The organism is Bacillus clarus (assembly GCF_000746925.1).
GTDB classification, from domain to species: domain Bacteria; phylum Bacillota; class Bacilli; order Bacillales; family Bacillaceae_G; genus Bacillus_A; species Bacillus_A clarus.
In genome coordinates this window covers 3,676,554-3,699,098 of sequence record NZ_JMQC01000008.1, presented here as the reverse complement: position 1 = coordinate 3,699,098, position 22,545 = coordinate 3,676,554, and the positions used below count along the sequence as shown (strand labels likewise).

Here is a 22,545-nt window from a genome sequence, read left to right as displayed (position 1 = left end):
CTACAATTATTTTGTTAATTCCTTCGTTAACGATACTTCATTCTTTTCTTTCATTTCACGCTCAAGTTTTGCAATTTTCATATCAAATGTATCGCGTTCATGCTCTTCGTTGATGCGAAGTTCTAAGTCACGAATGTGATCTTCAATTTCTTCAAATCGTAAGAACGGATTATTTTCATCCATTTTATGAATCGCAGTATTCATACGGCGGTTTGCATGCGCCATATTTTCACGTGCCATGAGTTCCATACGCTTTGCATTCATTTCTTTTAATTTATTTTTCATTTCAGAAAGACGACGCTCTAACTCATCAATTTGCTCTACAACGCCTGCATACATTTCTTCTAATCGAGTTACTTGCCCTTCATAATACGCTACTTCCTCTAATGCACGTTCATGCAATTGTAATTCACCTGCTTCTTGTGCAATGATAGCTTGCTTTGATCTTTTATTAACGAAATAGCGTGCTTGCTCAAGTTCACGAGCGAAGTTAGCTTTTAAAGTTTTATGACGCTGAATTAACTTCTCAATTTTTGTTACTTCACGCTCACTATCGCGTAAATATTGATTTAACATAGCGATTGGATTTTTTCTTTCTTTCTCATCTAACACATTATGAAAATCTGCTAAAATTGCATCGCGTACACGTCCAAATAAAGATTGTTTCATTATAATCTTCCTCTCTTCTACTTTATGATTTTGATTTATTTTGTATTAGTTTTTCATTAACTTGTTCCACTCATCTTCAAAGTTGCTAAATGGTTTAGAACTTTCTGAAGCAGAATCAACAACTACATTTTTTTCGTTTTTCCATTCACGGTATCCGTAATATAAAACGACTAATGCTGCGATACCGATTAATGCTGGTGAATGAGAAAGGGCAATTGACAAGCCGATTAAACCGACAATACCCCAAGCTAACTTTCCAAAAAATGATTGTGCTCGCACAAATGATTTATAGCTCCAGTACACAATTCCTGCTCCAATTGCGAATCCTACAATACCAGCAAGACTACCAAGAGCAATTAAAGCCAAAATACCGGCTGCGATAAACGCTAGAAATTGTTTCATCTTGTGCTTGCCTCCCTTCGATTTGATACTCTTATCTTAACTATTTTTTCGTTTTCCCATAACGAGCTTAAGAACCGTTTTCGAATCAGACTTAAGACCTATTCTGTGTCAGCCCTATATTTCTGTAAAATGAAAAGCAATTCCTTTAGTAAATACGTGTTTAACGTTTTTATTAATTATCGTTGCTTCATACAATTAGACAGAGATAATAAAAGAGGACATATTCAAGAGTGTTTTAGGAGGACGGATATATTGAAAGGAAAATGAATTCATTCTATAAAAACTGGTGATATCTATGTAATACGGTTACCTAATACTTTATATAGTGCAGTTCGAATCATAGATTATAAAAGTAATTCCATCTTACTTGCAACAACTCCCTATTTAAATTCAGAAATTCCAAGCTTAAAGGATGAATAAAGAATTTAAATATACAACAGGCTATACTTATGAATCTTTTTCAAATAGAGCTGGTTGGAAATAAATATATACTATGCCTAAAAAAAGAGGATGCCTTATATAAGACATCCTCTTTTTTACGCTGTTTTATGATATTGCTTTTTTTCCGCTACCTTCGAAAACCTTGGAAAACCAATTAAAATCGAAATGATGCCACATACTCCAACTAAAATTGGATAAAACGCATATGGTAACAGTTCAATTGGAGATAATGCGGCAAACCCTGCTGCTGTTAACATTTGTGCACCGTACGGAATTAATCCTTGTATGCAGCAAGAGAAAAGATCTAATACACTCGCTGACTTTCTTGGATCAATTTCATATTGGTCCGCAATGTTTTTCGCAAGAGGACCTGTGAAAATAATAGAAATCGTATTATTTGCCGTACACATATTCGTCATACTTACTAATCCGGCAATTCCAAACTCCGCACCTTTTTTCGAACGGATATTACGTGTTAATATATCCATTAAATATTGAATACCACCATTATATTGGATAAGTTCAACCATTCCACCGATTAAAATTGCTAGTAATACTAACTCCATCATACCGCCAATTCCAGTCGTTACACTTTTAAAGAAACTCGCTAATGTATAACTTCCATCTATTAAGCCGATAATTCCAGATAATACAGTTCCACCTGTTAATACGATGAGCACATTCCATCCAAGTAGCGCTGTAACAAGTACACCTGCGTACGGTAAAATTTTCACCCAATCAAACGTATGGGCTTTAATTTCTGTATGACTCCCTAACGTAATGATTACTAATAGTACAATCGTGATAATTGCAGCTGGCAATACAATTAAAAAATTCGTTTTAAACTTATCTTTCATTTCTGTTCCTTGCGAACGAACAGCTGCAATAGTCGTATCAGAAATAAATGATAAATTGTCACCAAACATGGCTCCGCCTACAACTGTAGCCATCGTTAACGCAATTGAAAGATCAGTTTGCCCACTAATGCCTACAGCAATTGGTGCTAATGCTGCAATGGTTCCCATTGAAGTTCCCATTGCTAATGAAATAAATGCACCTATAACAAAAATCCCAGCAACGATAAACCCTTGCGGTAAAATAGATAGTGCTAAGTTAACTGTAGAATCAACCCCGCCCATTCCTTTTGCCGTTTCAGAAAACGCACCTGCAAGCACAAAGATTAATACCATAATCATAATATCTGGATTTCCTGCACCTTTTGCAAAACGTTCTACTTTCACATTAAAACTTTCTTTACGATTCATCGCTAAAGCAATTCCTACAGCAATTAAAATTGCTACGAGTATCGGTAATTTATAGAAATCACCTGTAATAATTCCAGAACCAATAAATAGTGCTAAAAATATTCCAAGTGGTAATAAAGCTAAACCATTTCCTCTCGTTTCTTTCAACGTACCATCTCTCCCTAGTTTTAAACCTTTTTCTAATTGAATAACAAAAGACCTCTTCCAAAAAAGAAGAGGTCTTATACATTTATAAGAAACACTCTTCTCATCATTCAAGCACACGCTTGCTGGATTTGGCACAGCACTCTGAAATCGAGTCCGCTGCCGAGGCATCGTAGGGCCAGTCCCTCCGCCTCTCTTTATAAGAAGGTTTCATATTTATTTTTAATAATAATTTCTTTCCTAACTTTACTCGCTTACAAAACAAAAGTCAATTATTATTTATATGAATTTTCCTGGTATTTTTTGATATTTATACAAAAACGCAAATATACCAATCATTACAAAAAATAATTTCAATTTAATTTTTGAATTTCTTTTTCTAAAATTGCAATCCAATAAAACTCTCTTCTTTTTATTGTTGCAATAATCCATTTTGCAGTATGCCAAGCTAAATCATATTCCTCTTTGGAAATATCCTTAGTCCTATACGCCGCTTCTAACTCATCTTCATCTAATAAATAAATCTCACCGTTCGGTAATAGCACTACATCTAAATATAAATCATCAAAATACGGCAGACCATGCTCATCTATTTTGTATTCCTTCGCTACATCGATATAATATTGCACCAAATTCTTCTGCTCATCTAACATTGCTGTAATGGCAAAGTTTTTATCATTTATAAAATATTGTCCCCATGTATACTCATCATCTACAATACAAAGTTCTTTACCGTTGTACGCTTTATAACTAGGCTCTTTTACCTTTTTCATCTGTAATATCCCTAACATACCTTCTTCTACTTGCTTTACTGCATATGTCTTCTCTATTAATCGCTTCCACGTAGAACCATCACCGTACTTACGTTTCATAACTTTCTCTCTCCTCTTCTACATACAGAAAAGCTCTCACATATTATGTGAGAGCTTTATAAATCATAGTTAAGCCACTTGACGATTTTCAGAGATCTCTTTTACATAAGCTTGTCCTTTTTCAGCGTCATATTGACCTTCCCATTTAGACATAACTACAGCTGCTAAAGAGTTACCTACAACGTTAACTGCTGTACGAGCCATATCTAAAATACGGTCAATACCTGCGATAAACGCTAGGCCTTCAGCCGGAATACCTACTGTACCAAGTGTCGCTAATAATACAACGAATGATACGCCCGGTACACCTGCAATCCCTTTTGATGTAACCATTAATACAAGTAATAATGTAATTTGTTGTGAGATAGATAAATCAATACCGTACATTTGCGCTAAGAAAATCGCTGCAATTGCTTGGTATAGCGTTGATCCATCTAAGTTAAATGAATAACCTGTCGGAATAACGAAAGATGTAATTGCTTTCGGACAACCGAACTTCTCCATTTTCTCCATAAGTTTCGGTAAAACCGTTTCTGAGCTTGCAGTAGAATACGCTAAAATAAGCTCGTCTTTTAAAATCTTAAAGAATTGGAAAATGTTAATACCAAATAATTTTGCTGTAATTCCTAATACTACTACAACAAAGAAAATCATGGATCCATAAACGACAATTACTAATTTTCCTAATGGAATTAATGAAGCTAAACCAAATGTAGAAACTGTAACACCAATTAATGCGAATACACCAAACGGTGCGAACTTCATAACTTGGTTTGTTACGTAAAACATCGCATCTGCTACACCTTGGAAAAATTGAAGAACTGGTCTTCCTCTTTCACCAATTGCCGCAACTCCTAAACCAAATAGTACAGAGAAGAAAATAATGGCAAGCATATCGCCATCAACTAATGATTTCATAATATTCGTCGGAACAATATTTACAAATGTATCTGCAAACGAATGACTTTGCACTTGAGCTGTTGTTTCTGCATATTTAGAAATATCAGTCTTCGTTAACTGATCCATATTTACACCTTTTCCTGGTTGGAAAATATTCGCTACCAGTAGGCCAACAACAATCGCAATCGTTGTAATAATTTCAAAATAAAGAATTGTCTTTCCGCCTAATCGACCTAGTTTTTTCACATCGCCAACACCAGCAACACCAACAACGATGCTCGCTACGACGATCGGTACAACAATCATTTTAATTAATCTGATGAAAATATCACCAATTGGTTTTAAGTATCCTACAACTGTGCTATCGCCATAAAAAATTGCCCCAACTGCAATACCAAGCGCAAGACCTATTAAAATTTGCCATGCAAGTCCTATCCTTTTCATACTTGCTGCAACCCCCTTCTTAGATGCATTCACTCTCTCCTTCTCTCGTTCTATGAAACTAAGAAATTAAGAGTATTACATATTATTCGACAATTCACTACATTTTGTCCCTATTAAAAATCATAAATCATAAATCGAAATCTGACAACAAAATAAGTTTGCGTGAATATAAATAATTTTCTTGACAAAAACAAACCCCATGTCAGAAAACCTCACATGAGAACGATTCCTCACTATTCATTTATAGAATTTAAAACAAGACTTTATTATGTATAAATGACATTATTTTCATTTTTTAAGTGCCACTAAAATAAAAAATTCAATTTTTAATATCAACTTTAACTTTACAATTAGACGACAAACTCTCCTAAAATATTCTTAATTCCGACAATACTTAGCAACTTTATAAAGTTTTCTTTACAGTATGGTTACAACAATAGACACCCTTCTTCTTCTTATGATATATACATTCATAGGGAAAGGAGCTAGACAACCATGAAGAAATTTGCAGCTTTCAGTGTTTTAGCAGCAGGAACTATTTTTGTTTCTCCGTTACTTTCACCAGTACACGCGGAAACAAATCAAGATAAATTATCTACAATTGAATCAGAATTAGAAGGAAAACAAAGCGACTTACAAAATAAATCAGCAGAAAAAGAACAAGCAGAAAAAGAAATACAAGAATTACAAAAAAAGATTGACGAACTAACTATTTCTATTAATAAAAATGAAGCTGATTTAAATGATACAAAGAAAGAAATTAGTAAAACTCAACAAGTCATCGCTGAGAAAAAGAAACATATTGAACAATTACAAACAAGCATAGATACACGCCAAGAGGTCATTAAACAACGACTGCAATCTATGCAAGAAAAACCTCGCACCAATATCATTACAGAAGTGTTAACAAATTCAAGTAACATCGCAGATCTTGTTGACAATATATATTCCGTAAGTTTGATTTTAAATAACGATACCGATATTGTAAAAAAACAATCGAGTGATCAAGAGGCTGTAACAACAGAAAAAGAGGCTGTTGAGAAAAAAGAACAGCAATTAGAGGAAGCCAAACAAAAATTAGAACATAAGCAACAAGAATTACAAGCGAATCAACAGCAGCAACAAACGCTCATTAACGATCTACATACGAAAGTATCAAAAGTAGATTCTGAGATTGAAGGGTTAGAAGAATCGAAAAGCATTTTAGAAAATCAGCGACAAGCGGTTCAAAAAGCAATCGAAGAAGAAAAGCGAGCAGAAGAAGCTCGTAAAGCTGAAGAGGCACGCAAGGCAGAAGAAGCAAAAAATCAAGCTGCTGCCTCTGCTAAAGCAAGCGTACAATCCGCACCAACACCGCAAGACACAAACAAAGGCGGATTTATTAAGCCAGCCGCTGGATCAAAAACTTCTGGATTTGGTGCACGTTCTTTAGATAATCATAAAGGCATTGACATTGCAGCCTCTGGAACAGTTCCAATTGTTGCCGCTGCAGACGGCGTTGTTATTCGTTCTGAATTATCATCTAGTTACGGAAACGTCGTTTACTTATCACACCGTATAAACGGGAAAACTTATACGACAGTATACGCTCATATGAGCAGCCGTTCTGTATCTAATGGGCAAACTGTAAAACAAGGCCAGCAACTTGGATTTATGGGGAACACTGGTCAATCTTTCGGACAACATTTACATTTTGAGCTTCATATTGGAGAGTGGAATGTAGGTAAAACAAACGCAGTTGATCCTTCTTCTTATATCGGATTATAAATAAAAAACTCGGTGCATACCGAGTTTTTGTTTTTTGTATTATTAAGAGAAGAAATCTTATTTTATTTTTAACAAAGACCGAATTTTCCGCATGATATATATAACTACAATAATGAAAGAATACGAAAAAGTTTCAATAGAGTTCATATATATAAATCAACCAAAAAATGTTTTAATCGGAACAAGTAAAGGAGTTATTAAAAACTCTTAATCCTCAACTGCTATTATTTTTAACATCTTATAGGCATTACACATACAATACTCCGTAATGTTTTTTCATCTAGGAGGTTTTTTTATGAATGAGCAATTACAAGAAGCAAGAGCCACATATATCGGTCGATTATTTTCTCTTGGCGGGGGCATCATCTTTATAATCGGAACGGTCATTTCAGTTGTTGTTGCTTATAGAGCATATACTCGTCTTTTGCAACAATCACAATAAAAAGCGAGGAACCCTCTCGCTTTTTATTTCATAATAAATTTGAACACACCTACTACATTTAAAAACACAATAATTACTGTAATCGGGATAATATAACGAAGCAAGAAAAACCATATATTAAATAATGTTTTCCCTTTCGTTTCTGTAACTTCCAATTCTTTCATTAGTAATTCCTTGCTCATTTTATTTGGCACAAATAATGAAATCGCTAGTACCCCTAACGGAAGCAATACGTTACTTACCGCAAAATCTACTAAGTCAAAAAATGTCTTTCCAAATATTTTCACATCACTCATAACTCCGAATGATAAAGCCGCTGGAATTCCCACCGCAAAAATAAGAATACCGATAATAAATGATGCTGACGGACGTTTTTTTTCATTCCCCTTTGCCACAGAAGCTACTACAATTTCAAGCATTGAAATTGCAGAAGTTAACGTTGCAAAGAAGAATAAAATTAAAAACATAATGAAGAAAAATTGTCCAAATGGTATTTTCGCAAATACAGCAGGAAGAACAATAAACAGTAATCCTGGTCCTTCTGTCGGTTTAACCCCCAATGCGAAAATCGCTGGGAAGATCGCTAAACCTGCAAGCACTGTAATAAAAATTGTTAAACTTACGATAGATGTTGCTGATTTCGCTAAATGCTCTTCTTTCTTTAAATACGAGCTATACGTTACCATTACAGAGGCACCTACTGTTAATGAGAAGAAAGATTGTCCCATTGCATACAAAATCGTATCTGCTGTAAGCTTTGAAAAATCTGGTTTTAAGAAGAACTCAACACCAGCAAAAGCGCCGTCAAGTGTTAGAGCACGAATAATGATAGCAACAAATAATATAAATAATAGCGGCATCATGTACTTACTCGCTTTTTCAATCCCTTTCTCTACACCTTTACTCACAACAAAAATTGTACAAAGCATAAAGAGTAGTTGTGCTCCAACTGCACTCACTGGATTTGAAATTGTTTCTCCAAACAATTTCCCATAGTCCACTGCCCCACTCCAGAAGTTACCTGTTACACTGTAATATAAATAAAGTAAAATCCATCCACCTACAACACTGTAAAAAGATAGTACACTAAAACAAGTAACAACTCCCATACGACCAATCCATGGATATAATTTACTATTTGGTACTAATAATTTATAAGCTGTAACCGCCTCTTTTTGTGTACTGCGGCCAATAACAAATTCAGCTATGAGAAGAGGCATACCAATAAATAAAGTTAAAAGTAAGAAGACTAGGAAGAACGCTCCTCCCCCGCCGTTACCTGCTACATACGGAAACTTCCATATTGCTCCAAGACCTACTGCGGCTCCGGCTGCTGCGAGTACAAAGCCTATTTTCGACGTCCATTGCTGTGTTTCTTTCATTATAAATTCCCCTTTTCCGAATATTTAAACTTTTATTAATTATACACTTTCATTTCATACTCGCACACACCTCCTTTAGAAAATAAAAAAGTCCCCTACACGCACTATGCATGTAGAGGACGATATATGTAATAGAATACCGTGGTACCACCCCAATTGGATCAATAAATCCCACTTGTTCAGGTACAGGAAAATTCCGATACCCTATCCTTTTAACGGCAGAACCCGGGTTGCCTACTGCAATGTTCAGCATACCTCTCGCAAGCCCATTCTGCATATTTTATCGTACCGGGCTCACACCTTCCCCCAGCTCTCTGACCGCATCAAATATACGTACTTTTCTTGCTCATCGATTTTATATATTGAAGTTACTTGTGATTATAAATTATATTTTTATAGTTGTAAAGCACAAATTACCCCGATTGGTGTGGGCTAATAATCAGTGGGAGATGGACACCCTACTGATTAAAGTTTCACTTTATCTTCTGTCCTACACGAGCTTTTTTCTCCAACTCTTGTAAAAAGAGCTCTCTTTTCTGTTCATTTTGAACATATACCGACTTTAACACTTCTTGCAATAATATATTTTTCTGCCTTTTCTCTAACTGCAATTCTTTCACTTTTATTCTTACTTCATATAAAAAATCAAGATACGTTTCATATGCCTCATCATATTTGTTTGCGATATCATCACGAATTTTTTTTGCAAGTTTTGGGCTTGCTCCTCCCGTAGAAACCGCAACATTAAGTAACCCACGATGAATCGCTGCTGGAAAATGGACATTTCCACTTTCCGGATTCGTAATAACGTTAACCAATTGATTCGACGAGGCATCTTTTGCAATTTTCTCATTTAATATTGGATCACTTGTCGCTGCAACTACTAAAAAAGCATCCTCTATATCACTTTTTTCATATTCTCTTTGATACCAGCGAATTTGCTTTTCCTCTACAAGCTTTACTAAGTTTACATCTAATTCTGTACTCACCACAACTATATCTGCACCTTGTTTTAGTAAAGGAACAATTTTAAACCCTGCTACTTTCCCTCCACCAACGACAACAACACGTTTCTTATCAACTCGCACTGTAAGTGGATACATATTGATCCCCCCTTAATATTTCTTCCGTCTTCTGAATCAACATATCTTGAAACACATGATTTTTCCCCAAATACGGACTTATTTTTATCTCTCTAGATTGATATTGGCGCACTTCTTTTTCAATATGCTTCATTAATAATCCAGTAAATAATAAATAAGGTAGAACAACAACATTCTCTTCCTTTCGTTCTACAACTTCTTTTAACTTCTCTTCAAATCGAGGATCCGCGGCTGCTAAGTAACATACTTCTACCTCTTTAATTTTTTCTTCTTTTTTAAATAGAGAAGCAATTCGGTTCATATCTTGCAATATGTCAGGATCACTACTTCCTCTTGCGACAAGTAGAAGCTTCACTTCTCCTTTACACTCTTCAATGCCACTTCCTTTATAAGCAGCTGATATAAGTGCTTCTGATACACCAAACGGATTACCATAAATAATTTTAATTGCTGGATACTGATTGTTTAGTTTTAGTAATTCGTTTGGAATATCTTTCTTCACATGACCTGCCGCTAATAAAAAAACAGGAATAACAACGATTTCCGTCGCACCACGCTTTACGCATGTCGCAAATCCTTCATCAATAGAAGGACTTGTTAGCTCTAAAAAACAAAATTCTTGAATAGGTGCCGCTATCCGGCGTATACATGACGTAATAAAATAAATCGCTTCTTCTTTCGCTGCTCTTAATCGACTTCCATGACATATATATAATACTGCTTTCATTTTATAGTACTCCACTTACTGGATACGTATTTTCCGCTTGTTGTTCAAACCAATGAATCTTTTCCCGATAGCGAACAACTTCTCCAATTACAATCATACTCGGATTTTGAATCCGCTCATTTTTAGCAATCTCTACAATTGTTCCTAATGTTCCTATAATAGTACGCTGCATCGAAGTCGTGCCCCACTCAATAATAGCTGCAGGTGTATTCTTTTCTTTTCCGTATTTTAAAAGTCGCTCACATATGTAAGGTAAGTTACCCACCCCCATATATACGGCTAATGTATCTACACCTTTCGCTAAGTTTTCCCATTTCACTTCTTCCTCCGCACCTTCTTTCCGGTGCCCTGTTACAACAGCAAAACTCGCACTTGCATCCCGATGTGTTACTGGAATTCCAGCATACGCAGAAGCCGCTATTCCAGCTGTAATACCAGGCACAATTTCAAATGGAATACCATGCTTTGCTAGCGCTTCAGCTTCTTCCCCACCTCTTCCAAATACGAATGGATCTCCGCCTTTTAATCTCGTTACAATCTTTCCTTTTTTCGCATATTTAACAAGAAATGCATGAATTGTTTCTTGCTTCATCGTGTGATAGTTCGGTAGCTTTCCGCAATAAATTAAATCCGCATCCGGTTTTGCATAAGAAAGTAATTCTTTATTTACAAGGCGATCATATAAAATGACATCTGCCTGCTCAATGCACTTTACTCCTTTAACCGAGATTAAATCTGGATCACCAGGACCAGCGCCAACAATAAATACCTTCCCCATCATCTCTCCTCATTTCTACTATAAAATGAAACTTCCACCCTTGATTACGAATGGAAGTTACTATTATTTCGTATTACAGTGTTTCCTGCTCATGAATGACAAATGCCGCTCCTTTTCGAATTTTCTTTTTTTCATATAGAGAGATTTCCTTTACTTCTGGTAGCGGTAAAAAATATTTTTCTAGCTCTATTTCAGCAAGCTTAAATGCTTGTTCTTCACTTTGAGCAACAACGACTATTGGAACAACACTATTAACTAATACAGCTTCAAAACGATATAAATCCATATTGTCCCTCCTAAGACGCTATTACTTCTTCTAATACGTGATTTAATGCCACCTGTAATTCTTCCACCCCAACGCGTCCCACAAAATCATAAAATGTTTCAGCTGGCAATTTATGCTTTTTGAAATAACTTAAAAATGATACGAGGACATCTGGTAAATCTTCACCATCTATTTTTCCTTTTAATTTCTGATTGTACGCTCCCCCATCTAATAAAGTACCGCCTACGTAAATTTCAAATGCTTCAACAATCCCTTTTTCCTTCGTTTTTAATTTCACTCCTTGTAAGCCAATATCAGCAATTTGGCGTTGTCCACACGAGTTCGGGCATCCTACCATATGAATTCGAACCGGAACATCAAGAGCAATTTGTGTATCTAAATACTCCGCTATTTTGCGCAATCTTTCTTTCGTTTCTACTAATGCAAGATTGCAATATTCAATACCAGTACACGACACCGCATGCCCAATAAATGACTTCGGATTCGCAGAAATTGCTTCAAACAACGGTTCACTTAATAATCCTTCAACATTATATGGCGGAATATTCGGAATAACGAAGTTTTGCGAGTTACAAGTGCGAATTTGTCCGTTTCCATATTGTTTTGCAATTCTTGCAATCTCAAACATCTCTTCTGCGTGCAAGCGTCCTACTGGTACATTAAAACCAACATACTGTAACCCTTCTTGTTTTTGCTCTTGCACACCATAAAAATACCCTGCATTCCATCCTTTTAGTGCGCTTTCTCCTTTACTTTGCAAGGGACCTGTATATTCTATTAATTTCTCTTTAAATTTCTCAGCTCCCCAATCGGCCACAAGAAATTTCAAACGAGCTAAATGACGTTTTTCACGATATCCAAAATCACGGAATATAGTAGCAACTGCAATGGCTATATCCTTCACTTGCTCGGGTAAAATAAATACATCTAATTCTTCTGCTAAGTATGGGCGAGCAGATAGTCCACCACCAACTTTTATATGAAATCCAACCACTTTTTCTCCATCTATTTCTTTTGTAGCAGGTGTAAATGCCACACAGTTAATTTCAGCATTTGCCGAATTATACACATCGGAACTAATAGACATTTTAAATTTACGTGGTAGATTCGAAAACTCTTCATTATACTGGAAGTATTCATATACATCTTGCACAATTGGTGCCGTATCAAATAGTTCATTTGCATCAATTCCAGCAAGCGGATTCCCTGTAATATTACGTGTAATATCCCCACATGCACCAGCTGAAGATAATCCTACCTTCTCTAACCTCTTAAATATGTCTGGAATGTGCCCAATTTCTAACCAGTGAAACTGAATTGCTTGCCTTGTTGTAATATCTAATACGTCACGTCCATAATCTTCAGCAATGGAAGCAAGTGCTTCCGCTTGTTCATTCGTAATAATCCCAGAAGGAATATTGACGCGCATCATAAAATACCCAGCTTCTTTCGGACGTTGCAAATACAATCCTGCCCATTTAAACGAGTCCCACTCTTCTTTCGGAATAGACTCAAATCCGTTTTCAGCATAGTAAGGAATATCATTAAAGATTTCTAATCCATCTTTTTCTAATTTCTTTTTCTCTGTCGGATTTAGTTTCTCATTATTTACCCACACTTTTTCATAACTCATCTTTTATCCCCCTATATAAAACTGCGCTCTTGTAAGTAATTCACAACTTGTTCCGCACATTCTTCAATAGAATACATATGCGTTTCTACAATTAATTCTGCCTTTTCTGGCTCCTCATACGGTGAATCAATGCCAGTAAACTGCTTAATATCACCTTGTCTCGCTTTTTTATACAGCCCTTTCGGATCACGTTTCTCACACTCTTCAATCGGACACTTCACAAACACTTCAATAAACTCATCTACGGCTAAAAGATCTCTTACTTGCTTACGATCCACACGAAATGGTGAGATAAACGCCGTGAGCACGATTGTTCCTTGATCGACAAATAATTTTGATACTTCACCGATGCGACGAATATTCTCTGTACGATCACTTTCAGAAAAACCTAAATCTTTATTTAAACCGTGACGAATATTATCTCCATCTAGCACGTAGTTTCCTATGTTCTTTTCAAATAATTTCCGAGCAACCGCATTTGCTACTGTCGACTTCCCAGAAGCTGATAAGCCTGTAAACCAAATTACAAAACTATGATGACCATTCTTCTCTCTTCTCTCATCTTTTGAAACGGATGCTGTATGCCAAGTAATATTTGTGTCCATTGTATTCTCTCCCTATTCTGTTACTACTTCTTTTCTTAATCCTTTAATTAACACTTCCACTACTTCTTTTCGACTAAATGTACTTGGCGGAATTTCACCATTTCTTAACAATTCTCTTACTTTCGTGCCCGATAAAATAACATGGTCTTCTTTTCCGTGCGGACATGTTTTTGTCGAAGCCATCGCTTCACATTTCGTACAATAAAAACTATGTTCAAAAAAGAGCGGTGTAATTCCTAATTCTTCGACTGTGAAATTCCTAAAAATTTCTTGTGCCTCATATGTCCCGTAATAATCTCCTACTCCCGCATGATCGCGACCTATAATAAAATGTGTACAGCCAAAATTCTTTCTTACTAATGCATGAAATATCGCTTCACGTGGTCCCGCGTAGCGCATTGCCGCTGGAAATACTCCTAAAAAGACACGCTCCTTTGGATAGTAATTTCGTAGTAATACTTCATAACTTTCCATCCTTACATCCGCGGGAATATCATCTGATTTCGTTTCACCGACGAGCGGATTTAAAAAGAGACCATCTACAATCTCAAGTGCAGATTTTTGAATATATTCATGAGCGCGATGGACAGGGTTTCGCGTTTGAAATCCTACTACCGTTTTCCAGCCACGCTTTTCAAATTCTTCTCGCGTTTCACTTGGATCTAAATGATAAGAAGCAAACTGATTCTTTTCAGATCGTTTTATTAGAATGATGGCTCCCCCAACGTAAACATTCGGCCGATTATATAATTTCTTCACCCCTGGATGAGCCTCATCCGTCGTTTTATACACGAGTAACGCTTCTTTTTCTTTATCAGGTACAAAAATATCTTCTATTTGAATGACACCATATACAGTCCCATCTTTAACAAGCTTTACTTCTTCCCCAACTTTCAATTTCTCTGCTACTTCTTCTGTTACTGGTAATGTAATCGGTATACTCCATACGCTACCACTTGCTAAACGAAGTGTTTCTACGACCGAATCATAATCTTTCTTTCCTAAAAAACCTATAAGTGGGCTATATCCTCCTGTCGCCAACAGTTCTAAATCACTTAATGCACTTTTGTCTAGTTCAATTTCTTTTACAATTTTTGATATGTCATATGTCTCATCTATACGATTTACTAATTCATTTGTTGTGCTCATTTTTTTATATCCCTTCTTATCTTTATTTCAAGATCCATCTTATTGATAATGAAGACCACATTCTGTTTTCATTTTCCCAGCCCATCTTCCATCTCTTGAGTCGCCACCATCTCCTACAGGTAATGTACATTTCTCACACCCAATACTCGGATACCCAACATCATGCAGCGGGTTATACGGCAAACTATGTTTGTATACATATCGCCAAACTTCTTTCCAAGTCCAATGAATAAGCGGACAAACTTTAATAGATTGAAAACGATGATCTTGATTTATAAACTTTGTATGCTTACGCGTTTCGGATTGTTCTCTTCTCAAACCCGATATCCACGCTTTTTCGGACGATAAAGATTCTTCTAACGGCAAGATTTTTCTAATCTTACAACAGAGGTTTGGATTATTTTCCCATAATCTTCCCCCATGAATCTTTGTCTGTTCCTCAAGTGTAAGTGCTGGTTGTTTTTCTATAATATTTAGTGAAGGAAATTTCTCGCGTACCTTTCTAATTAATTCGTACGTTTCTTGAAAATGAACATTTGTATCTAAAAATACAACTTTAGCAGATGGATTTACTTGGTTTATAAGATGCAACAAAACCATTCCTTCCACCCCAAAGCTACATGCATATACAATCTCATCTTTATACTCCCTATAAGCCCAGCTTAATACTGATAACGCGCCTTTCGTCTCATCATCTTCCGAAAATGAAGCGATATTCTCTTCCCACGTTTCGTATGTCAACATGTTTTTTCCCCCTGTAAAAGCAAAAAGACGGTTTTAATCTAATAATATAGATTAAAACCGCCTCTAGTTTTTCTAGTCAGCGCTTTTTACTTTAAACGTACCTTTTCACTTTTTTCTAACTGAATGACTTTTCCATCTTGCACAACAATTGTAATAGAACCGTACTTCATATCAGCAAGCATCGTTTGAATTTTTTCAGCTACTTCGTCAAAATGTCCACGCACTCCCACGAACAGCCCCCCTTTTTATTCATAAAAAAAATCTTTCCCATTTCGAAAAGACTGTTCGGTAATATATTTTACCTTATCTTTCAAAATGGATTCCATTTTGCTGGATTTAGCACCTTGCTCCTATAAGCAGGTTGCCGAGCTTCGTAGGGCCAGTTCCCTCCGCTTCTCTTGATAAGCTTTGTATTTGTATTTTATCACAATTCTGATTTTTTTCAATCCTAGTTTTCCGATATATTTAATTATTTTTATTTTTTTAAAAGGAGTTGCCTTTACTAGACAACTCCTTTTTCTCATTCACACAAGCTCTTTAATGCGTATGCGATCGTTCCCAATAATATTTTCATATGTTTCGCGCTCTACAACAATTTGTGATGTTCCACCTTTTGCAAACACTACAGCTGGTCTACGGATACGATTATAATTATTCGCCATAGAGTAACCATATGCTCCTGTACAAGAGATCGCCAATAAATCAGAAGTTACTACTTTCGGCAAATTAATATCCCAAATAAGCATATCCCCACTTTCGCAACATTTCCCAGCGATCGAAACAAGTTCTTCATTCTCATCATTTCCTCGATTTGCTAGCATCGCCTCATAACGTGCCCCATATAAAGCAGGTCGTAAATTATCTGTCATTCCACCATCAACTGAAACGTATTTACGAATACCTGGAATCTCTTTCACCGCTCCAACTGTATAAATTGTTGTCCCTGCATCACCTACGATACTACGACCTGGCTCAATCCAAATTTCCGGAAGCGGGTATTCACATAATGTAAACTGTTCCCTTACCGCATTTGTTACAGCGTGCACATATGTTTCAAGTGTTAACGGTGTATCAGATTCCGTATATCGTATACCAAATCCTCCGCCCACATTTAAAACTTTCACTACATAATTTAATTGTTCTCTCACTTCTTCTAAAAATTTACGTAGCACTTCAATCGTTCGAACAAACCCCGCCGTCTCAAAAATTTGTGATCCGATGTGAGAATGAATTCCTAGCACATTGTAATTTGATTTTTCAAGTGCAATTTGAATAGCTTGCATCGCCTGACCAGTCGAAACACCGAAACCAAATTTCGAATCGTCTTGCCCTGTTGTTATATATTCGTGTGTATGTGCCTCTACTCCTGGCGTTACACGAATTAATATGTTAACGAATTTTCCATACTGTACCGCTAAGTCATGTAATACTTCTAATTCAAAGAAATTATCTACTACAAAACAACCAATCCCTGCATGCAAAGCCATAATGATCTCTTCTTCTGTTTTATTATTCCCGTGAAAATGAATACGTGATGCTGGAAATCCAGCTTGTAAAGCTGTATATAATTCCCCTCCAGAAACGACATCTAAAGACATGTTTTCTTCACGAGCTACTCGGCACATCTCCATGCACAAGAACGCCTTGCTTGCATATGCTACTTGATAAGAAAAACCACTTTCCTCAAAAGCACGATGAAACGCGCGACACTTTCCTCGAATAGATTCTTCATCGTATACATAAAGTGGTGTTCCATATTGTTGTGCTAGCTGCGTTGTATCGCATCCTCCAATTTCTAAGTGCCCTTGCCCATTGATTCGGCTTGTGCCGTGTAAATACATTTGAATTCCTCCCTTATTTCCTCTAAAACCTATAACCCCAATTTTCTATTCATTGCAGCACGCTTTTAGATAGACAAAAAACGCGCGGAACAATGTTCACACGCGTTTCTTATTAGGAAAAATATATATCGAAAAAATAAACAAGTTGTTATCTTCTCAAATAAGAAACCGCATCAACATCTCCAAATAGCTCTCCATAAAACAAATATTATGACAGTACTACATTTATTCAATGCAGTCCCAATATATGAACAATGTGGTCGTTCTTATATTTCGGCAATAGTCCCTTTCAATCTATGATCACAGATTCCACAAAATCTCCCATAGCTTACTCTTTCCTATCGCGGCCTCTACCTTTGAGAGTAGATGAGGTAAGTCTATTTAATTTTCAAACATCTTCTTTTGCTATTAACAATACCAAAAGAAGATTTTATTTGTCAAACAATTTTTTATATTGTTTTTTTACAGTTCAACTTCGTATCATTTGGTAAGCGTTTTACAATTACTTTCGTAACAGTCCATTCCCCTTCGTCATTGTTAAATGTAATACTTATTTTCTCAAATGGCGGAAGTACTTTCCCACCTATTCCCGATTCATACTTCGTCACTTCTATTACTGCTTGAAACAAATATGTGCCACTATAAAGTTTTTTCAAACTAATAATTTTCGGACAATCATACGGCTTTAATTTTCCATATTGTTTTTCAATGGCTTCATTTATTTTTGGAAACAACACAGAATAGAGAGCATCTTCCATTAACGGTGCATCGTATTGTGCAGCAAAAGTAACAGGAGAAGAAAAAAGTATAAAACTGCTGCATATTATAAGACAAAATAATTTTTTCATCATAACCTCCGTATCATTACACGATGTTTTTTTATTGTTTCCTATTTCAGTTTTTCTACTCAATTGTTATAAAAATGCCCACAACTCTCTTTTATTTTCGTATAATGATACTCATAGTATAATAATCATAATAACAACGGACTGTTCGTATATATAAAGTGAAGATTTATTTAAAATGAATCACGAGAACTGTCATGCTTTTAAGAGAGGAGTATATTATGCTAAAACATTTGTTTCCAAAACTGCGATTTGCACTCGTTGCAGTCGTTTTATTATGGATTAAAACATATATTGTGTACAAGCTAGCTTTTGATATTAAAATTGATAATTTCTTCGAAGAATTTATGCTTTTCATTAATCCGCTAGCTTCCTTACTATTATTTTTCGGTTTCTCATTGTTAGCCTCAAAGCACCGCAATCGAATTATTATCGGAACTAGTTTTATACTGTCCTTTATTTTATTTGGAAACGCGATGTTCTACGGATTTTATAATGACTTTGTCACATTCCCTGTTTTATTCCAAACAAATAACATGGCTGATTTAGGGACAAGTATTAAAGAACTCTTTACGTATAAAACATTATTGCTATTTGCAGATGCAATTATTTTAATGTTTATTTCACGTAAGTTCCCATCATTTGGTGATACAACGCCACTTTCTCGCTCTGAGAAACGAACTTTCTTTAGTGGTGTAACAGCTCTATTAGCACTACAAATTGTTGTTTCAGTTATTTATAAGCCACAATTGTTCTCACGCTCATTTGATCGTCAAACTGTCGTGAAAAATTTAGGCTTATACACATATCATCTATTTGATATTACACTTCAATCTAAATCTTCTGCAGAACGTGTATTTGCAAGTGGAGATGGCTTTTCTGAAATAAAAAACTACGTAGATACTAAAGATAATCAAGTCGATAAAAGTTTATTCGGAGCAGCCAAAGGAAAAAATGTAATTTTAATTTCAATGGAATCTACACAAAGTTTTGTTATTAATAAAAAAATAAATGGAAAAGAAATTACTCCATTTTTAAATGAATTTATAAAAGATAGTTTTTATTTCGATAACTTCTACCATCAAACTGGACAAGGTAAAACATCCGATGCTGAATTTATCGTTGAAAACTCACTTTATCCGTTAGATCGTGGTTCTGTATTCTTTACTCATGCAACTAACGAATATACCGCAACACCAGAGCAATTAAAAAAATATGGGTACTCTTCTGCTGTATTCCATTCAAACGATAAAACATTTTGGAATCGTGATGTAATGTATTCAGCACTTGGATATGATCGTTATTTTAATTTAAATGATTACGTAGGTACGGAGCAAATGTCTGTCGGCTGGGGATTAAAAGATAAAGAGTTCTTTGAACAATCTATTCCAAAGCTAAAATCTTTACCACAACCGTTCTACACAAAATTTATTACATTAACAAATCATTTCCCGTTCCTTCTAAATCCGGAAGATAAATATGTTGATGAGTTTAATTCTGAAAGTGGCGTATTAAATCGCTATTTCCCGACGGTTCGCTACACAGATGAAGCCCTTAAATTATTTATTAATCAATTAAAAGCAGAAGGATTATACGATAATTCAGTTATCGTCATTTATGGGGATCATTACGGTATTTCTGAAAACCATAATGCAGCTATGGCTCAATTCCTTGGGAAAGACGCAATTACACCGTTCGATTCTATGCAATTGCAACGCGTCCCTCTTATTATTCATGTGCCTGGTCAAAAAGGAAAAGTCATTTCTAAAGTATCCGGACAAATTGATATTAAACCGACACTGCTTCATTTACTTGGCATTAAAACGAATAAATCGATCGAATTTGGAACCGACTTATTTATAAAAGAAAAAAATCCGCTTATGGTTATGCGTGATGGTAGTTTTGTAACAGAAGATTATGTATACACAAAAAACATGTGTTATAAAAGAAACACCGGTGAAGAAGTGGATGTAACATTATGTCAACCATATATTGAGAAAGCAAAAACAGAATTAAAAATCTCCGATAAACTTATTTATGGAGATTTATTACGGTTTGACCCTAACAATCAATATAAGACAGGGACAATGACAACGAAATTCGAATAATAAAAGAAGCAACTTCATCAGAAGTTGCTTCTTTTACTTACCTCTTAAAAACGCTACCTTTGTCTCTTATCTTCCTCCTATGAAATCTTTCACAAATTGGGAATTTTTTTCGTATGAGAAAGAAATTTATGGTATGATAAAATAAGTAAACTTTCATACACTAATTAAGAATTTATAACAGAAAGCAAGGGATCAGATTTTGTATAGAGCAGCCATTCCAAACTTATTTACGCTCGGAAATTTATATAGTGGATTTTTGTCAATCGGCTATGCATCTTTAGGATATTATAAATCAGCTGCTATTTTAGTACTGATCGGGATGATGTTAGATAGTCTTGATGGTCGTGTTGCTCGTTTATTGCGTGTTGATTCGCAGATGGGAAAAGAGCTTGACTCACTCGCAGATGTTGTAACATTTGGTGCAGCGCCCGCTGTTTTAATGTATTACACATCCTTTTCCAACTACGGAATCATTGGACTATACATAGCAGGATTATTCCCACTGTTCGGGGCATATCGCTTAGCACGATTTAACGTTACACCATCTTCTACTTCTATGAAATACTTCACTGGTGTTCCGATTACAGCAGCAGGAGGACTTGTTGCTTTCTTAACATTATTTTCACATACCATTCCAAAAATCGTTCTCATTACAGTATTCGTAACGTTCGCATTTTTAATGGTAAGTCGCATTCGTATCCCAAGTTTAAAAGATGTACCAATTCCACGATACAGTATAATCATTACACTATTTTTAATTGGAATCATTGTCACAATGTATAGAACAAGTTTCGGTAATATTTCTGTTTTCTTATTCATTGCCATCCCTCTTTACATTTTGTATATGCTTTCTCAATTTATTAGACAAAGACCGTCAAATAAAAAAAGAATAGATAAAGAAAAATAAAAAGAAACCTTCCTTATGCGGAAGGTTTCTCTTTATTTTATAACTAATACTTTTTGATTCACAGGTGTTACAGGTTCTTCACCATTTAATACAGCTAAAATATTTCTTACTGCCATTTCAGCCATCGCATCTCGTGTTTCAAATGTCGCATTCCCTACATGAGGAGTAAGCACCACATTTTTCAATCCTTTTAATTTTTCTGTAATTTCCGGCTCAAATTCAAACACATCAAGAGCTGCACCTTCAATTTCATTTGTTTCTAGCGCATGAGCAAGTGCAGATTCATTCATAATTGGACCGCGTGCAACATTTACAATATACGCTGTTTTCTTCATCATTTTAAATTGTTCTTCATCAATCATATGATGCAAATTTGGATTGTACGCACAGTTAATTGTAATAAAGTCTGCCGTTTGCAATAACTCTTCTACTGTTACATATGTTGCTTCCAATTCATTCTCAACTTCATGTTTACGATTGGGTCCTGTATATAAAACGTTCATTCCAAATGCCTTCGCGCGTTTTGCAACTGCTTTTCCAATTTCTCCAAGACCAATGATTCCGATTGTCTTCCCATATACTTCTCGTCCTAGGAAAAATAGCGGTGCCCAGCCATTAAATCCAGTCGTACGGCATAATGTATCCCCTTCAGGAATTCTTCGTGCTGCTGCCAAAAGAATCGCAAATGTTAATTCTGCTGTTGCTTCTGTAGACACTTTCGGTATATTTGTTACAGCAATCCCCTTTTCTCCAGCATACGTGTAATCAATATTATCGTAACCAGCACCATAATTCGCAATAATTTTCAAGTTTGGTGCTGCATCAATGACTTCTTTCGTTACTTTCGTAGAAAGTAAGCTTAACAATGCATCTTTATCTTTTACACGTTCAGCTAACTCTTCTATACTAATTAATTCTTCTTTATTATACATCTCTATATCATGATTTATTAATAATTCTAACCCGATTTCTGGAATGTTTCCTGCCACTAATATTTTCGCCACTACTAACACCTCTTCTATACAAAATAAGATATCTCTTATACTCCATTGTAAGAAATCCACCTATAAAAAGCCAAGCAATTTGATTAT

General features: G+C 35.5%; 22 protein-coding genes, 3 riboswitches and 1 other annotated feature. Of the genes, 4 read left to right on the top strand and 18 right to left on the bottom strand.

What is annotated here, in order from left to right; all coding sequences use genetic code 11:
- Nucleotides 1-6 precede the first annotated feature (6 nt).
- The 5 genes from DJ93_RS19840 to gltP form a co-directional block, all read right to left on the bottom strand.
- Nucleotides 7-669, bottom strand: a complete 663-nt coding sequence (locus tag DJ93_RS19840; RefSeq protein ID WP_042982758.1) for a PspA/IM30 family protein — start codon at nucleotides 667-669, stop codon at nucleotides 7-9.
- 45 nt (nucleotides 670-714) lie between these two features.
- Entirely contained in the window at nucleotides 715-1,071 is a 357-nt protein-coding gene (locus tag DJ93_RS19835; RefSeq protein WP_042982757.1) for a lmo0954 family membrane protein, read from the bottom strand.
- A 536-nt stretch (nucleotides 1,072-1,607) separates the two neighbouring features.
- Entirely contained in the window at nucleotides 1,608-2,924 is a 1,317-nt protein-coding gene (locus DJ93_RS19830; protein WP_042984267.1) for a Na+/H+ antiporter NhaC family protein, read from the bottom strand.
- Nucleotides 2,925-3,021: 97 nt separating this feature from the next.
- Nucleotides 3,022-3,127: riboswitch (SAM riboswitch) on the bottom strand.
- A gap of 147 nt (nucleotides 3,128-3,274) precedes the next feature.
- A complete protein-coding gene (locus DJ93_RS19825; RefSeq protein ID WP_042982756.1) occupies nucleotides 3,275-3,793 on the bottom strand; it encodes a ribonuclease FAU-1 family protein in 519 nt (172 codons plus the stop codon).
- Nucleotides 3,794-3,862: 69 nt separating this feature from the next.
- Nucleotides 3,863-5,137 (bottom strand): glutamate/aspartate:proton symporter GltP, encoded by a 1,275-nt coding sequence (gltP, locus tag DJ93_RS19820; protein WP_042982755.1) that lies wholly within the window; start codon nucleotides 5,135-5,137, stop codon nucleotides 3,863-3,865.
- Between the two features lie 495 nt (nucleotides 5,138-5,632).
- Between gltP and DJ93_RS19815 the strand changes: the two genes are divergently transcribed.
- On the top strand, nucleotides 5,633-6,904 hold the full coding sequence (locus tag DJ93_RS19815) for a murein hydrolase activator EnvC family protein (protein ID WP_042982754.1): 1,272 nt from the start codon (nucleotides 5,633-5,635) through the stop codon (nucleotides 6,902-6,904).
- 295 nt (nucleotides 6,905-7,199) lie between these two features.
- Nucleotides 7,200-7,346: a hypothetical protein gene (locus DJ93_RS33290; protein WP_181969193.1), complete on the top strand. Its 147-nt coding sequence runs from the start codon at nucleotides 7,200-7,202 to the stop codon at nucleotides 7,344-7,346.
- Nucleotides 7,347-7,369: 23 nt separating this feature from the next.
- Here DJ93_RS33290 and DJ93_RS19810 read toward each other — a convergent pair whose 3' ends face one another.
- The 12 genes from DJ93_RS19810 to DJ93_RS19750 form a co-directional block, all read right to left on the bottom strand.
- Nucleotides 7,370-8,728 (bottom strand): sodium-dependent transporter, encoded by a 1,359-nt coding sequence (locus tag DJ93_RS19810; protein ID WP_042982753.1) that lies wholly within the window; start codon nucleotides 8,726-8,728, stop codon nucleotides 7,370-7,372.
- Nucleotides 8,729-8,840: 112 nt separating this feature from the next.
- Nucleotides 8,841-9,087: a binding site (T-box leader), on the bottom strand.
- Nucleotides 9,088-9,201: 114 nt separating this feature from the next.
- Nucleotides 9,202-9,831 (bottom strand): NAD(P)-binding protein, encoded by a 630-nt coding sequence (locus DJ93_RS19800; protein ID WP_042982750.1) that lies wholly within the window; start codon nucleotides 9,829-9,831, stop codon nucleotides 9,202-9,204.
- Nucleotides 9,806-10,558 (bottom strand): sirohydrochlorin chelatase, encoded by a 753-nt coding sequence (locus tag DJ93_RS19795; RefSeq protein WP_042982749.1) that lies wholly within the window; start codon nucleotides 10,556-10,558, stop codon nucleotides 9,806-9,808. Before DJ93_RS19795 ends, DJ93_RS19800 begins: the two co-directional genes overlap by 26 nt.
- Nucleotide 10,559: 1 nt before the next feature.
- On the bottom strand, nucleotides 10,560-11,336 hold the full coding sequence (gene cobA, locus DJ93_RS19790; protein ID WP_042982747.1) for a uroporphyrinogen-III C-methyltransferase: 777 nt from the start codon (nucleotides 11,334-11,336) through the stop codon (nucleotides 10,560-10,562).
- Between the two features lie 73 nt (nucleotides 11,337-11,409).
- On the bottom strand, nucleotides 11,410-11,622 hold the full coding sequence (locus DJ93_RS19785; RefSeq protein WP_042982746.1) for a DUF3906 family protein: 213 nt from the start codon (nucleotides 11,620-11,622) through the stop codon (nucleotides 11,410-11,412).
- Nucleotides 11,623-11,632: 10 nt separating this feature from the next.
- Nucleotides 11,633-13,255 carry a nitrite/sulfite reductase gene (locus tag DJ93_RS19780; protein WP_042982745.1) on the bottom strand — a complete coding sequence of 541 codons (1,623 nt, stop codon included), beginning with the start codon at nucleotides 13,253-13,255 and terminating at the stop codon, nucleotides 11,633-11,635.
- An 11-nt stretch (nucleotides 13,256-13,266) separates the two neighbouring features.
- Complete coding sequence (gene cysC, locus DJ93_RS19775; RefSeq protein ID WP_042982744.1) at nucleotides 13,267-13,860, bottom strand: adenylyl-sulfate kinase; 594 nt, start codon at nucleotides 13,858-13,860, stop codon at nucleotides 13,267-13,269.
- Between the two features lie 12 nt (nucleotides 13,861-13,872).
- Nucleotides 13,873-15,009 carry a sulfate adenylyltransferase gene (gene sat / locus DJ93_RS19770; protein ID WP_042982742.1) on the bottom strand — a complete coding sequence of 379 codons (1,137 nt, stop codon included), beginning with the start codon at nucleotides 15,007-15,009 and terminating at the stop codon, nucleotides 13,873-13,875.
- 39 nt (nucleotides 15,010-15,048) lie between these two features.
- On the bottom strand, nucleotides 15,049-15,753 hold the full coding sequence (locus DJ93_RS19765) for a phosphoadenylyl-sulfate reductase (RefSeq protein WP_042982741.1): 705 nt from the start codon (nucleotides 15,751-15,753) through the stop codon (nucleotides 15,049-15,051).
- 86 nt (nucleotides 15,754-15,839) lie between these two features.
- Nucleotides 15,840-15,983, bottom strand: coding sequence for a YezD family protein (locus DJ93_RS19760; RefSeq protein WP_003196202.1), 144 nt, complete (start codon nucleotides 15,981-15,983; stop codon nucleotides 15,840-15,842).
- Nucleotides 15,984-16,053: 70 nt separating this feature from the next.
- Nucleotides 16,054-16,161: riboswitch (SAM riboswitch) on the bottom strand.
- A 116-nt stretch (nucleotides 16,162-16,277) separates the two neighbouring features.
- Nucleotides 16,278-17,594 carry a diaminopimelate decarboxylase gene (lysA, locus tag DJ93_RS19755; RefSeq protein WP_042982738.1) on the bottom strand — a complete coding sequence of 439 codons (1,317 nt, stop codon included), beginning with the start codon at nucleotides 17,592-17,594 and terminating at the stop codon, nucleotides 16,278-16,280.
- Between the two features lie 179 nt (nucleotides 17,595-17,773).
- Nucleotides 17,774-17,955, bottom strand: a riboswitch (Lysine riboswitch).
- A gap of 88 nt (nucleotides 17,956-18,043) precedes the next feature.
- Nucleotides 18,044-18,442, bottom strand: a complete 399-nt coding sequence (locus DJ93_RS19750) for a DUF3888 domain-containing protein (RefSeq protein ID WP_042982737.1) — start codon at nucleotides 18,440-18,442, stop codon at nucleotides 18,044-18,046.
- A 218-nt stretch (nucleotides 18,443-18,660) separates the two neighbouring features.
- On the opposite strand from DJ93_RS19750, the gene DJ93_RS19745 reads away from it, so the two are divergent.
- Nucleotides 18,661-20,547 carry an LTA synthase family protein gene (locus DJ93_RS19745; RefSeq protein ID WP_042982736.1) on the top strand — a complete coding sequence of 629 codons (1,887 nt, stop codon included), beginning with the start codon at nucleotides 18,661-18,663 and terminating at the stop codon, nucleotides 20,545-20,547.
- A gap of 199 nt (nucleotides 20,548-20,746) precedes the next feature.
- A complete protein-coding gene (gene pssA, locus DJ93_RS19740) occupies nucleotides 20,747-21,454 on the top strand; it encodes a CDP-diacylglycerol--serine O-phosphatidyltransferase (RefSeq protein ID WP_042982735.1) in 708 nt (235 codons plus the stop codon).
- 32 nt (nucleotides 21,455-21,486) lie between these two features.
- Here the strand turns inward: pssA and DJ93_RS19735 are convergent, their stop codons facing one another.
- Nucleotides 21,487-22,458, bottom strand: a complete 972-nt coding sequence (locus tag DJ93_RS19735; RefSeq protein WP_042982732.1) for a 2-hydroxyacid dehydrogenase family protein — start codon at nucleotides 22,456-22,458, stop codon at nucleotides 21,487-21,489.
- Nucleotides 22,459-22,545 lie beyond the last annotated feature (87 nt).